This window comes from Stenotrophomonas sp. 704A1 (assembly GCF_030549525.1).
In the GTDB taxonomy this organism is placed as follows: Bacteria; Pseudomonadota; Gammaproteobacteria; order Xanthomonadales; family Xanthomonadaceae; genus Stenotrophomonas; species Stenotrophomonas tuberculopleuritidis.
Genome location: NZ_CP130831.1, coordinates 3,407,086 through 3,419,683, shown reverse-complemented (window position 1 = coordinate 3,419,683; position 12,598 = coordinate 3,407,086). Strand labels below are relative to the sequence as shown.

Here is a 12,598-nt window from a genome sequence, read left to right as displayed (position 1 = left end):
AAACACCCTCAGCCGTCGCCCTGGATGCCGCCCGGCGCCTGTGCCGGATCGCGCCAACGGCGCACGGTGCGCTGGAAGAACAGGTTGTTGGGCAGCTGCAGCACCGTACCCTGATGGCCATCGCCGGTTTCCTGCAGCGTGGTGTAGATCAGGTTGACGTCGATCACGCGTCCCTTCAGCCCCGGCTTCTCGCCGTTTTCCAGTACCTCGATGTAGTCATGCAGGCGGAACGGCCGCGTGGTGAAGATCAGCAGCGTGCAGAAGATGTTGGACAGCACGCTCCAGGCAGCGAAGAAGGCGACCGCACCCACCGCGGCAAAGCCGGTGAATGCCGTCCACAGCACCGACGGCGACGCGCCCAGCAGGCTGAGGATGTACAGCACTGCGCTGAAATAGACCACGAAGCTGGTGATCCGGCGTGCGCCCATCACCATTTCCGGCGGCAGCGTGTAATGATCGGCGAAGCGGCGGATCAGGCGGCGCGCCAGCACCCGCAGCAGCCAGGCGGCCAGCAGGGTGAGCAGGATCTGCAGGGCGATCCCGAGGTCATGCAGCCAGGGATGGGTCCAGGCCGGCAGGTGGTCTTTCAGCGACAACATCATGGGGCGACAGCGTGCAGCGGGAACGGGCCCTGATGTTACCCGGCGCGTGCCGGGGTTTCGACCGCCTGCGCCCAGGCCAGGCAGAGCACGTCCTGGCGGTGCTGCTGCAGGCAGGCGCGGCCGCTGTCGGTGCGCCAGTGCAGGGACACGTCGCAGGCCTGCAGCAGCACGCAGGTTGCGATCGCCAGCAGGGCGGCACAGGTGGGACGGGACATCGGAGGCTCCTGGCCGGGCGGGCCTGCGGGGGGACCTGTGGATGGATGCAGCGGGCCGCAAAAAGGTTGCATGGGCCGCCGTGCGTGCTGCTCTAAACCTTTTTCCGGAGGCCTGCATCCAACGGATATGCTCGACACCACCATGCCCGCGCCGCCTGCTGCCAACGACGCCATCGACGAACCTGCCCTGGTGCGGGCAGCCGCGTCCGGCGATACCGCAGCGTACGAGCTGCTGTACCGCCGCCATGCGCCCCGGGTGTTCGCTGTGCTGTGGCGCCTGTGCGGCGGCCAGCAGGCGCGCGCCGAGGACGCGCTGCAGGAAGCGTTCCTGCAGGCCTGGAAGGCCTTGCCGGGCTTCCGTTTCGAAAGCAGCCTGTCGACCTGGCTGCACCGGCTGGGGGTCAATGCGGCGTTGATGGAGCTGCGTGGACGCGCCGGTGGCCGCGACCATGACAGCCTGGAGGACGTGGATGGCGGACTGCCGGAGATGGCGGTGCAGGATGGCTGTGCCGGCACCGAGCGCGATCTGGAACGCGCGCTGGCCACCTTGCCGCCGCGTGCGCGCGCGGTCCTGGTGCTGCACGATATCGAAGGCTGGAAACACCATGAAATCGCCGACCAGCTGCAGATGGCGGTCGGTAGTTCCAAAGCACAGCTGCACCGTGCGCGCGGTCTGTTGCGCGCACGCCTGGGAGACATGACATGAGTACGCACGACCCCGATCACGACCTGCTGGCACGCCTGCGCGCGTTGCCCGATGAACGTGTGCTTCCCGAGGATGGCTGGGCGCGGTTGTCGGCGCGCCTGCCAGCACGCGGACCCGCGCGCGCGCCAGCCGACACCGCCACGGTGGTCGCGCTGCCGCGCCGGATGAAAGCGCGCCGGTGGTTGCCGCTGGGAGCCGCGCTGGCGGCCAGCCTCGCCGTCTACGCGGTGGCACCGTGGCGGCATGCACCGTCGGCGGTGCCGCCACCTGCGCCCAGCGGTCTGCAGCTGCAGGCCGCGGCCATGACCGAACAGTACCGGCAGGCGGTGGCGGCGTTGCCCGATGGCACTGCACCGGAATGGCAGCCGGCACTGCATGAACTGGACCGCAGCGCGGAGCAGATCCGCGCCGCCATGGCGCAGGATCCGCGGGCGCCGCACCTGCTTGGACAGCTCAAGCGTACCTATGCGCTGCGGCTCGAACTGACCCGGCAGGCGGCTCACGCCGCCGCCGGCATGACAACCTGAGGAGACCCTCCATGCGATCCCTTCTTTCCGTCTGCGCGGTGCTGCTGCTGACCCCGGCCGTGGCCCTGGCCGAGACCCGTGTCGATGAGCGCCACTCCCTCGCGGCGGGCGGCCGCATCGAACTGAGCAACGTGGCCGGCAAGGTGACCGTGCGCGGCTGGGACCGCAATGACGTGCAGCTTACCGGCACGCTCAGTGACGGCCTGCAGCTGCGCCAGGAGAAAAGTGCCAACCGGGTCCGCTGGGAAGTGGAGTACCCGCGCCGCGGCAACAGCGGCGGCGCCACGCTGATCCTCAACGTACCGCGTGCGGTCGAGGTGCTGTTGAACACCGTCAGCGCGGACCAGGACATCAGCGGTATCGATGTGCGGCGCCTGCAGGCCGATACGGTCAGCGGCGCGCTCAGCGCGTCCGGCCGCAGTGGCGACAGCGTGCTCAACACGGTCAGCGGCGATGTCACTGCGCGGCTGCAGACCACCCGCCTGGACGTGAACACGGTCAGTGGCCGGATCGAGGCCGGGGGCGGTGTGTCCGGCGAGATCGGAGCGCAGACGGTGTCCGGCCAGGTCGGCGTCGACGCCGGCAGGATCCAGCGCCTGGTCGTGGAGACCGTGTCCGGCGGCATCGATCTGTCGGCCGCGGCCCTGGCTCCGGGAGGCCGCATCAACGTGGAATCAGTCAGTGCCTCGGTCAAGCTGCGCCTGCCGCGCACGGTATCGGCGCAGCTGTCGGTGAACAGCTTCAGTGGTTCGATCAACAGCGATGCCGGCACGGTGGAACGCCCACGCTACGGCCCTGGCAGCCGGCTGGACGCGCGGCTGGGCAGTGGCGACGGCGATATCCGCGTGCAGTCGCATTCGGGAAGCGTGCAGGTGCGCCTGGATCGCTGAGCGCGACCCGGCAGGCCGCGGCGGCAGCGCCGCCGCGGTCGGGGGAGGGTCAGCTGGCTTTCTTCAGCGCCCAGGTGGTACCGAGAACTTCGATCTTGCCACCGCTCTTGCGGAACGCGGCCAGGTCCGAAGCGATCGAATCGCTGCTGACCACGGTGCTGGCGGATGCGCCCTTGCGTTCACTGCGGATGCTGTTGCTGGCCTTCGCGGGGGTCTTTGCCTTGCGGGGCATGGTGGCTCCTGTCAGGTGGAAGGGGAGGAAAGCGCACAGGACTCGGCCTGGCGCAGGTAATCCTGCCGCTCGCGGCGGCAGTCATCGCCGCCCATCGAAAACTGGCGGCAGATCGCCGGGCGCTGCGGGTAGATCGTGCAGCGCAGGTGATAGGGATCGATCGCCGCGCACCAGCCTTCCTCGTTGCGCGCCATCACGGCACGGCCGTGCGCGTCGCGCGAAAGGTACTGGCCGGGCACATGGTCGCCGGGCTGCAGCAGCACCGGCAGCCGGCAACAGACCGCGTCACAACGGCGGCAGTCGATGGGTGCTGGTTCAGCGTCAGGTTGTGCGGCCACAGGGGCCAGGCGGGTGCCCAAAGCGGGTCTCGATGGCGGCTCGGGTGCTGCGCGGACCATGAACGAGCCAGGAAGGCATGGCCGCTAGGCCCGCCGGGCGGGCCAGGCTGCACCATGGACACACACCAGCGCGGCCGGTGGAAGGTGCAACGGATTTCTAGCCGGCCAAGGGTAGCGCAGGTCGCGTAACGTTTTGTTAATCCTGGCTGGCTGCGGCCAGCGCCAGGCCCTGCACCACGCCCAGCGAGGGCTCGCCGTGCACCATCCGGGCGCCCGGGAAGGCGTCCGCGGCGGCCTGGCGCAGGTAGCCGGCGCGGGACATGCCGCCGGTCAGGAACACCGCATCCGGGTCGCCGCCGATGTCGCTGCGGACCTGGGCCAGCAGTTCGCGGATCTGCTGCAGGTAGCCCTGCGCAGCAGCGGCCAGGCCGTCGGCATTGCTGTCCACATGCAGGTCGCGGGCGATGTAGTCCAGCGTGCTGCGGTGCTCGGTGGCCGCGCTGAGGGCGATCTTGGCGCGTTCGACGTCGCGGTACAGGCGCGCGGTGTTGCCGGTGTCCTGCAGCGCCTGCAGGCGCGCGCCCCAGGGCGCGTCCACCTGGTCGTAGCGGTGCTGTCGGAAGTCGCGCTGGCGGGTCATGTCCTGCACGGTGGCCGCTTCCACGTAATGGTGGTTGGGCACGCGGGTGATGCCGCGACCGAACAGCGGCATGTAGGCGGACAGGCTCAGGGCCAGATCGATGTCGGTACCGCCACGGGCGATGCCCCAGGCGCGGTGGATGCGCGGCGCCTGGCTGCCGCCCACCTCGGCATGGGCGATATCGGTGGTGCCGCCGCCGATGTCGACGATGACGGCCTGGTGCCGTTCCTGGCTCCCGGCGTGGTAGTGCATGGCCGCCGCGGCGGGTTCTTCGAGGAAATCGATCTGGTCGAAGCCGGCCTGTGCCGCCGCCTCGCGCAGGATCTCCAGCGCCTGCGCATTGCCGGCCTCGCCGATCGAACTGCGGAACTGCACCGGCCGGCCCAGCAGCGCCGCGCGCAGCGGCTGGCCGAGCTGGGCGCTGGCGGTCAGCCGGATGTGTTCGAGGATGTGCGCGGCGATGCCGGTGATGGTCTGTTTCGCGCGCGGGTGCAGGTTGTAGCCGAGCATCGATTTCGGGCTCTGCACCAGGTTGCCTTCGTGCTCTTCGAAATAGGCGTCCAGGGCCTCATCGCCGTAGATGGCGTTCTGCAGCAGGTCGCTGGCGCTGCGTTCCCTGCCGGCGCGCGCTTCCATCCATTCACGGCGAAGGGCGCGCAGGGCTTCGCGGCGCAGCGCCTGCGGCGTGCGTTCCTGGCCCGCTGCACGCGCGGCACGGGCGGCGCTGTCGATCATCTGCTGCAGTTCGTGTTCCTGGCCGGCATCGAGCTGGAAGTCGTCCGGGTCGGGCACCACGCCGGGAAAGTAGACGCTGGTGCGGAACTGTTCCGCATCGCCGAAGCGGATCGGCAGCAGCTGTCCATCACGGACAATGGCGGCGGCGGAGTTGCTGGTACCGAAGTCGATGCCGAGGCGCATGGGGCGTTCCGGGGGCGGGCGGGGGCCGCGCACTCTGCTGCAGTTCGGCGCTTCCTGCAAGTTCTGCCGGGCGTCGGTGCGGTTGAACGCCCCTGGCGCTGGTCCGGGTGCGGCGTCTCGCCGCGCCAGCGGGGGAATGGGCCGGACCGGCGGCCGGCTACAATGGCCGCTGTTGATCCACGTTGAGGTACTTGCTGATGTCGTCTGTTCCTGCCTGCCCGCAGTGCACCCTGGAAAACACCTACGCCGATGGCGCACTGTGGATCTGCGCCGACTGCGGCTTCGAGTGGACTGCCGAAGAAGGCGCTGGGGCGACCCTGGTGGTGCGTGACAGCAATGGAAATACGCTGCAGAGCGGCGACACCGTCACCGTGATCAAGGACCTGAAGGTCAAGGGCTCCTCGATTCCGCTGAAGCAGGGCACGGTGATCCGCAACATCCGTCTGGTCGAAGACGATGCCGAGCACATCGAAGGCAATTCGGACAAGATCAAGGGCCTGGTGCTGAAGACCTGCTTCCTCAAGAAGGCCTGACCGCCTTCAGCGCTTGGCCTGCTGCGCACGCCAGCGTGACAGGCTGTCCAGCTTGGCCTGGTAGCGGGCCTGCTGCGGCGCGCCGCCCAATTCCTGCGCGCGCTGCAGTTCCCGGTCGGCGCGCTGCAGCCTGCCGGTCAGGAAGTACACCCGCGCCAGGCCGAAGTGGAACTGGTGTGCGCTGTCGTACAGCCGCACCGCCCGCCGGTAATAGGTGATGGCCTTGTCCAGGTCGCCGGCACGTTCGGCCTGTGCGCCCTGCATGTACTGCGCGAACGGATCTTCGCGCTGCACCGACTGCAGCTTCTGCGCCAGCGCCTGGGCCTGGGCGGTCATGCCAAGCTTGCGGTACAGCGCGCTGGCATTGTTCAGTGCCGCGCTCTGGCGGCCATCCAGGCGCAACGCGGTGTCCAGCGCGCGGCGCGCAGCCTGGTCATCACCCAGCCGGTTGTCGAGCACGCCCAGGTTGTTCCACGCCGAGGCGAACGTTGCATCCTGCGCAAGCGCGGCGTCGAAGAACGCCCGCGCACCGGCCAGATCGCCGTCGGCCAGCTGTTCGGCACCGCGGTTGTTGTAGTAGTGCGCCAACGCGCGCGCGCGCCCGATCGGCTGCGGCCCGTGGCGGTCGTACAGTACGTTGCGGTCCAGATCGACGGTGCCATAGCGCCCGCCGACATCCACGCCGGCGTTGACGTGGCCGACGCTGTAGACCACGCCCTGGTCCTGGTCCTGGTACCAGGACACCACCTGGCCCACTTCCTGCACCCGGGCCTGGATGCCCGCCTCATGGGCGAGGGTGACGAACAGCAGGGTGAACGCCAGGCAGTTGGCGCGCTGGTGCTGCCAGACCTCGGAGACCGTGTAGGTGGCTTCCGCGTCGTACTGCAGGTCCAACCCGTGCTGGCTGAAGATCATCTCCACCAGCGCCTGCAGGCGCTGGTCGCGCGAGTAGCTGCGGCTGATCACCTGCTTCTGCAGCATCTCGCGCATCGCCGCAGGAATCGCGAACACCTCATCGGGCGTGGGCACGCTGGACGCGGTCACCTTCACCGCAGCGATGGTGGTGATATCGCCGGGCGGGACCTGCGCCGGAACCGGGGATGGGGCGGTCTGGGCGGTCTGGGCGGACAAGGCCGGCGCGCCGAGCGCGGCCAGAGCGGCGAGGAAGCATCGAGCGGCAAGCGGGCGCATGACAGTTTCCGGCAGCGGCGGGTGGCCCCGCCTGTGACCAGTGTAGACCCGTGCGCGGCGGGCTGCATCCCGGCGCGGCCAGGCGTGCCGGTCATCCACACCCGGTGTGGACCAGCCCTCGGCAAAGCTGTGGACAACCGGTCCCGGCCCTTGCCGGGCCTGGGGTGTGAGCGGGTGGTGAAAAAACCATCAGCTTGCCCGGCGCTGCCCGTGGCGGGATCATCCGGCCATGGACTTCGCCCCGCTCGCACTCGCTCCCGCGCACTGGCAGGCCCTGCAGGATGCCTATGCAGTGCCGCCACGTGCCTACCACCACTTCGGCCACGTGCGCGCCGTCCTGCAGCACTGCCAGGACGTGGCCGAAGGCCCCGGTTGGCAGCGCCCCGGCGAGATCTATCTGGCGGCGCTGTACCACGACGCGGTCTACCAGGCCGGGCGCAAGGACAACGAAGCGCGTTCGGCCGCGCTGGCGGTACAGGCCATCGCGCAGTGGCCGGAACTGGCAGCACTGGATGCTGCGCGGGTCGAACAGCTGATCCTGCTCACCGCGCGGCATGGCGAGCTCGGCCCCGACCAGGTGGATGCCGAGGCTGCGTTGTTCCTGGATTGCGACATGGCGATCCTGGCCGCGCCGGAAGCGGTGTTTTCCGCCTACGACCGCGGCGTGGCCGAGGAGTACAAGGGCGTGGTGCCGGGCTTCCTGTATCGCGCCGGGCGCCGTCGCTTCCTGCAGGGACTGCTGCGCGCGCCGCGGATCTTCCTCAGCGATTTCTTCCACCAGCGCCTGGATGCCGACGCGCGCGCCAACCTCCGCCGCCGGCTCGGGGCCTGAGCGCGCCGCTACACTAGGCCTCTGCCATCGCGTGGTGCCGTTTCCTGCCGTGACTGTCTCCGATACCGCTTCCGACCCCCGCCCGCTGCCCCCGGAAGAACCCGGTCCCAACGAATGCTGCGGCAGTGGCTGTCCCTTGTGCGTGCTGGACCTGTACGCCGAGGAACTGCAGCGTTACCGCAAGGCGCTGGCCGACTGGCTGCTGCGACACCCCGGAGAAACCCCGTGAGCCGGGCGCGCCCGGCGGCACTGCTGGCCCTGGTGGCGCTGCTGCTGTTCGTGGCGACTGCGCTGTGGACCCAGTTCGCGCGCGCCGATCTGGACTGGGTGAAGGCCACGCTCAGCCTGTACCTGCATGGCCCCTGGGGGCTGGCACTGCGCAGTGCCTACTGCCTGCTGGCACTGGCCATCGCCGTGCTCGGCGTCGCCCTGTACCGGCACAGCGTGGGGCCGCGGCGCAGTGCCGCCGCGCCGCTGCTGTTCGTGGTGGCGGCCGTGGGCCTGGCCACGGTGGCCATCGGTGACAGCTGGTTGCCGCAGGCAACACCGCTGCTGGCGCCCTTCATCCATGGCCTGGCGGCCAATACCGCCTTCCTGTGTGCCAGCGTCGGCATGCTGCTGCAGGCGTGGTATCTGCGCCGCGAACCGGGCTGGCGGCGCAGTGCCGCGCTGTTGTGGGGCTGGGCCTGGCTGGCCTTCGTACTGCTGTGGCTGCACGTGCTGTGGCGCAGTGGCCCGCCCCGCGGGCTGGGCCAGAAGCTGGTGATCGCGGTGATCGTCGGTTGGCTGTTGTGGCTGGCGCTGGCGCTGTATCGCCGCGGCAGCACTCCCCGCACGCGCTGAATCGGCTGCCGGCAGCCGGCAAACCACCCGCACCGGTACGTGCCGCACACGCGGCGGCGGCGTATCGTGTGCGCATTCCAACGGGATGCGAAGCGATGCGTGCAGGGCTGGGCAGGGCGATGGGGCTGATGATGGCGCTGGCAGCATTGCCGGCGTCGGCGGCGGTGCAGCAGGTCAGCCACGGGCGCTTCGATCAGGTTCCGGTGCATCTGCCGGCCGGCGCGCCGCAGCGCGTCGTCATCTGGTTCCATGAAGGCGCCGGCGATGCCAGCGGCGCGCCGATCGAGGCATTGCGCGCCGATGGTGCGCTGGTGGCCGCGGTGGATGTGGCGCATCTGCGCGGCGTGCTCACGCGCGAGGGCAACAGCCACTGCGCGTTCGGGGCCGGTGACGTCGAGAATTTCTCGCGCTGGGTGCAGGCGTTCCTGCACCTGCCGGGCTACCACCTGCCACTGGTGGGCGGCAGCGGTGAGGGCGCCGAACTGGCCTATGCGCTGGCTGCGCAGGCCGATACCCAGGTGTTCGCCGGGTTGCTGACCGACGGCTTCTGCCCGGCCGATGCGCATGAGCGGATGGTCTGCGGCGACGGCGTCAGGCACGACCGCCTGCACCCCAGTGAACTCAATTTCCCCTGGTTGAACGCGGGTGGCAGCGCCGGCTGTGCCGCTGCCGCGCCGTTCGTGCAGCAGGTGGCGATGGCGCGCGATTTCAGGCGCACTGCCGCTGGCGATGCCACGCCGGGGCTGCTGGCGGCCGCGCGGGTGATCGGCGCACAGGCGGGTGTTGCCCTGGCGCCGCCGCCGGACGCCTTGAAGGGACTGCCGGTGGTGGAAGTGCCGGCGCAGGTCGGTGGCGACACGCTGGCCATCTTCGTTTCCGGCGACGGCGGCTGGGCCGGCCTCGACAAGGAGGTGGCCGGCGCACTGGCCGCGCAGGGCGTGGCCGTGGTCGGCATCGACTCGCTGCGCTACTTCTGGAGCGCGCGCACGCCGCAGGGATTCGCCGCGGATCTGCAGAAGATCATCGCCCACTACCGGCAGCAGTGGCAGCGCGACAAGGTGATGCTGATCGGTTTCTCGCAGGGCGCCGATGTCCTGCCGGCCAGCATCAACCAGCTTGATGCGGGCACCCGTGCACGCCTGGAGCGCATCGTGCTGTTGTCGGTGGGCCGCAAGGCCGACTTCGAATTCCATGTCAGCAACTGGCTGGGCGGCGGCGGCGACGGCCTGCCGATTGCACCGGAGGTGGCCAAGCTGCCGGCCGCAAAGACGGTGTGCGTGTATGGCGACAAGGACGAGGACGCGCTGTGCCCGGACCTGCCGGCCAATGACGGCGTGCAGAAGGTCACGCTGCCCGGTGACCATCATTTCGGCGGTGATTACGATCGCCTGGCCGAGGTGATCCTGAAGGGTGGCGCGTGACCTGCGGCGCGCCGCCGGGCATGGCCCTTTGATCAGGCAGCGCCGGGCTACGCCCGGCGGAACGTGGCCTCAGGTCCGCTGTGGATCCAGCGAGATCAACCGGGTGGCATCGAGCAGCGCCGCCGGCAGGTGCATGCCACCGGGGGCGGCGAGATAACGCGGGCGCCACTGCGGGTCGAATTTCGATTTGAACCGGCGCAGGCCGCTGAAGCCATAGAAACGTTCGCCGTGCCGCGCGAGCAGGCCGGCCACCCGGTTCCAGCGTCCGGCCAGGCGATGCTGGGCCAGCCCCGACAACGGCGCCATGCCCAATGAGAAGCGTGCGTAGCCCTGCGCGCGGCCCCACAGGAACAGCTCGATGAACAGGAAATCCATCGTGCCCTTGGGCGCGTCGTTGACGTGCCGCATCAGGTCCACCGAGAGCTCGGCGCCGGCCGGGGCCTGCCACAGGTTGGCGAACGCCACGATGCGGTCGTCGGCCTCCACCAGGGCGATCGGGAAGCGCATCAGATAGTCGGGGTCGAAACTGCCCAGCGAAAACCCCTTCTCGTCGCCGGACTTGTCTTCCAGCCAGGCGTTGGAAATGGCATGCAGGCGCGGCAGCAGCGCGGGGATCTCCTCCACCGCTGCCACGCGGAAGCTCAGCCCGCCGCGCTTGCCACGGTTCCAGGCCTGGCGCAGGTCGGCACGCTCGCGGCCTTCCAGGCCGAAGTCGTGCAGCGGCACCATCGCTTCTTCGCCCAGCTTGACCAGGCCCAGGCCGAGATCGAGGTAGGTCTGCCAATAGGCTTCGCCGACCTGGTAGAACACCGGGCGCAGGCCCAGCCGATCGGCTTCTTCGCGGAAACGCCAGATCAGTCCGCGCGCCACTTCGGGCGGTCCGACCGGATCGCCCATCGCGATCAGTGAACCGCCATAGCGCTGCATCATCACAAAGCCCTTGCGGGCCTCGTCGCGCAGCACCGCCTTGTCGGCGGTCAGCACCAGGCATGCCTGGGTATCGGTGGCACCGGCCAGTACCGGTGCCAGTGCCTGCAGGGTCGCCTCATCGGCCGCAGGCAGCGGGCTGCGCGTGCTGTGCAGCAGGCGGGCCAGGCCGAACATCACCAGCGCCAGCGCCACCACCAGCAACGCGCGCAGCGCGCGTGGCGCATTGCCGGATACCGCGAACTGCCACCACAGCTCATTCTGGTACTCGACATGGCTGTAGGTGAAGAACAGCAGCCAGGTGACGGCCACCAGCACCAGGCCGAGGTTGCGCAACCACGGCCACGACCATGCCTCGTCCAGCAGTGCGCCCTGGCGGTAGAACTCGCGGCGCGCGGCCCACAGCGCCATCGCCACCAGCAGCGCCGACAGCGCGATCAGTGGCTGGCCACCGCGCAGCCAGATCGGCAGCGGCGCGATCACGCAGATCGCCATCGCCAGCATCCAGGCCGCATGGCTGCGGCGGGCCAGGCCCTGGCCGATCAGCAGCAGGGCGACACCGGCCAGGCTGCCGACCAGGTGCGAGGTTTCCAGGATCGGCAGCGAGGCAGTGACCAGGTGCCGGCGCGGTGTCGGCAGCGTGCCGTCGATCACCAGCGCCGCGCCGACGCTGAACGCCGCCAGCGCGATGATCTGTGGCAGCCAGGGACGCAGCGCATTCCAGCCGGCGCGGGTGGCACCGGCACTGGCCTGCAGCGGCTGCCGCAGCGCCGGCGCCAGCGCCAGCAGCGTGGCCAGCAGCAACGGCAGCACGTAGTAGGTGACGCGATAGATCAGTGCCGCCGCCAGCACCGCCGCCGGCGCCACCTGTGGCAGCAGTTTCAGCAGGCTCCACTCGAACACGCCCAGCCCGGCCGGCACGGTCGAGACCAGCCCGGCCAGCACGGCCACCAGGTACAGGCCGACGAAGCCGGGCAGGCCGGTCGGGGTGGAATCGGGCAGCAGCACGTAGAACGCGGCGCTGGCCAGCACCAGCTCGATCACGCTCAGCACGGTGACGCCGAGCATGGTGCGCCGGTCCGGCAACCACAGGCCGTGGCCGAAGATGTGGAACTGCCGGCCCTGCCGACCCACTGCCGCCACGGTGACCGCGTAGGCCAGCAGTGCCAGCACACCGACCGCGCGCACCGCCTGCGGATCCAGCGGCAACGCCAGCGCAGCCGCGGCCGGCTCCATGCACAGCGCCACGCCGATCAGCAGCCAGGCGCCGAACACGAAGCCGAGCGTGCTCATCAGCACCACCTGGCCGATCTGCGCCAGGTCCAGGCCGGCGCTGCGGTAGCCGCGCAGGCGCACCGCGCCGCCGGTCAATGCGGCAAAGCCCACGGTCTGGCCGAGGGTGTGGGCCAGGAACGCGGTGATGCCGATCCGCGCCGGGTGCACGCGGATGCCGCTGCGGCGCAGCCCGATCGCATCGAAGCCGATCAGGCAGGCATAGCTGGCCAGGCCGAGCAGCACCGTCAGCGCGATCTGTGCGGCACTGAGCTGGTGGAAGGCCTGGCGGATGGCGCGGTAGCCGTGCTCATCGAATTCACCGGCCAGGCCATGCAGGGCCAGCGCGAGGATCAGCAGCGGAACGATGATGGTGACGACCCGCTTCCAGGGTGCGGTGGAAGGGGAGAGGGTGGAGTCGGTCGGGGCGGTCATCGGCGCAAGGGTGCGTCAGTAGGGGCGAGGGCGGTGTCAACGCAGGCGTGGCGCATCGTGCGCCTGCCGGCGCGGT

At 69.8% G+C, this 12,598-nt stretch carries 15 protein-coding genes; 8 read left to right on the top strand and 7 right to left on the bottom strand.

Annotated features, from left to right (window positions below):
- Positions 1-8 precede the first annotated feature (8 nt).
- Both Q5Z10_RS15815 and Q5Z10_RS15810 read right to left on the bottom strand, forming a co-directional pair.
- On the bottom strand, positions 9-602 hold the full coding sequence (locus Q5Z10_RS15815) for a mechanosensitive ion channel family protein (protein WP_303636332.1): 594 nt from the start codon (positions 600-602) through the stop codon (positions 9-11).
- Positions 603-637: 35 nt separating this feature from the next.
- On the bottom strand, positions 638-817 hold the full coding sequence (locus Q5Z10_RS15810) for a hypothetical protein (protein ID WP_303636331.1): 180 nt from the start codon (positions 815-817) through the stop codon (positions 638-640).
- Positions 818-944: 127 nt separating this feature from the next.
- Between Q5Z10_RS15810 and Q5Z10_RS15805 the strand changes: the two genes are divergently transcribed.
- From Q5Z10_RS15805 to Q5Z10_RS15795, 3 genes are read left to right on the top strand one after another with little or no spacing between them, the layout of a single operon-like run.
- Positions 945-1,523 (top strand): RNA polymerase sigma factor, encoded by a 579-nt coding sequence (locus Q5Z10_RS15805; RefSeq protein ID WP_303636330.1) that lies wholly within the window; start codon positions 945-947, stop codon positions 1,521-1,523.
- A complete protein-coding gene (locus tag Q5Z10_RS15800) occupies positions 1,520-2,050 on the top strand; it encodes a hypothetical protein (protein ID WP_303636329.1) in 531 nt (176 codons plus the stop codon). Before Q5Z10_RS15805 ends, Q5Z10_RS15800 begins: the two co-directional genes overlap by 4 nt.
- A gap of 11 nt (positions 2,051-2,061) precedes the next feature.
- The gene (locus Q5Z10_RS15795; protein ID WP_303636328.1) at positions 2,062-2,940 is read left to right on the top strand and encodes a DUF4097 family beta strand repeat-containing protein; all 879 of its coding nucleotides are present in this window, start codon (positions 2,062-2,064) and stop codon (positions 2,938-2,940) included.
- A 49-nt stretch (positions 2,941-2,989) separates the two neighbouring features.
- Here the strand turns inward: Q5Z10_RS15795 and Q5Z10_RS15790 are convergent, their stop codons facing one another.
- The 3 genes from Q5Z10_RS15790 to Q5Z10_RS15780 all read right to left on the bottom strand — a co-directional run bounded on the left by Q5Z10_RS15790 (position 2,990) and on the right by Q5Z10_RS15780 (position 5,068).
- A complete protein-coding gene (locus Q5Z10_RS15790; RefSeq protein ID WP_012511788.1) occupies positions 2,990-3,172 on the bottom strand; it encodes a hypothetical protein in 183 nt (60 codons plus the stop codon).
- A gap of 11 nt (positions 3,173-3,183) precedes the next feature.
- A complete protein-coding gene (locus tag Q5Z10_RS15785) occupies positions 3,184-3,435 on the bottom strand; it encodes a YkgJ family cysteine cluster protein (RefSeq protein WP_345783999.1) in 252 nt (83 codons plus the stop codon).
- A gap of 271 nt (positions 3,436-3,706) precedes the next feature.
- Positions 3,707-5,068, bottom strand: coding sequence for an Hsp70 family protein (locus Q5Z10_RS15780; RefSeq protein WP_303636326.1), 1,362 nt, complete (start codon positions 5,066-5,068; stop codon positions 3,707-3,709).
- Between the two features lie 197 nt (positions 5,069-5,265).
- Between Q5Z10_RS15780 and Q5Z10_RS15775 the strand changes: the two genes are divergently transcribed.
- Complete coding sequence (locus tag Q5Z10_RS15775) at positions 5,266-5,601, top strand: zinc ribbon domain-containing protein YjdM (protein ID WP_303636325.1); 336 nt, start codon at positions 5,266-5,268, stop codon at positions 5,599-5,601.
- A gap of 6 nt (positions 5,602-5,607) precedes the next feature.
- Here the strand turns inward: Q5Z10_RS15775 and Q5Z10_RS15770 are convergent, their stop codons facing one another.
- The gene (locus Q5Z10_RS15770) at positions 5,608-6,792 is read right to left on the bottom strand and encodes a transglutaminase domain-containing protein (protein WP_303636324.1); all 1,185 of its coding nucleotides are present in this window, start codon (positions 6,790-6,792) and stop codon (positions 5,608-5,610) included.
- Between the two features lie 229 nt (positions 6,793-7,021).
- Between Q5Z10_RS15770 and Q5Z10_RS15765 the strand changes: the two genes are divergently transcribed.
- The 4 genes from Q5Z10_RS15765 (at position 7,022) to Q5Z10_RS15750 (ending at position 9,888) form a co-directional block, all read left to right on the top strand.
- On the top strand, positions 7,022-7,624 hold the full coding sequence (locus Q5Z10_RS15765) for an HD domain-containing protein (RefSeq protein ID WP_303636323.1): 603 nt from the start codon (positions 7,022-7,024) through the stop codon (positions 7,622-7,624).
- A 49-nt stretch (positions 7,625-7,673) separates the two neighbouring features.
- Complete coding sequence (locus Q5Z10_RS15760; protein WP_303636322.1) at positions 7,674-7,853, top strand: oxidoreductase-like domain-containing protein; 180 nt, start codon at positions 7,674-7,676, stop codon at positions 7,851-7,853.
- Positions 7,850-8,467 (top strand): DUF998 domain-containing protein, encoded by a 618-nt coding sequence (locus Q5Z10_RS15755; RefSeq protein WP_303636321.1) that lies wholly within the window; start codon positions 7,850-7,852, stop codon positions 8,465-8,467. The genes Q5Z10_RS15760 and Q5Z10_RS15755 overlap by 4 nt, the downstream gene beginning before the upstream one ends.
- A gap of 95 nt (positions 8,468-8,562) precedes the next feature.
- Positions 8,563-9,888, top strand: coding sequence for a virulence factor family protein (locus Q5Z10_RS15750; protein ID WP_303636320.1), 1,326 nt, complete (start codon positions 8,563-8,565; stop codon positions 9,886-9,888).
- 69 nt (positions 9,889-9,957) lie between these two features.
- Here Q5Z10_RS15750 and mprF read toward each other — a convergent pair whose 3' ends face one another.
- Positions 9,958-12,522, bottom strand: a complete 2,565-nt coding sequence (gene mprF / locus Q5Z10_RS15745) for a bifunctional lysylphosphatidylglycerol flippase/synthetase MprF (protein WP_303636319.1) — start codon at positions 12,520-12,522, stop codon at positions 9,958-9,960.
- Positions 12,523-12,598: the final 76 nt, after the last annotated feature.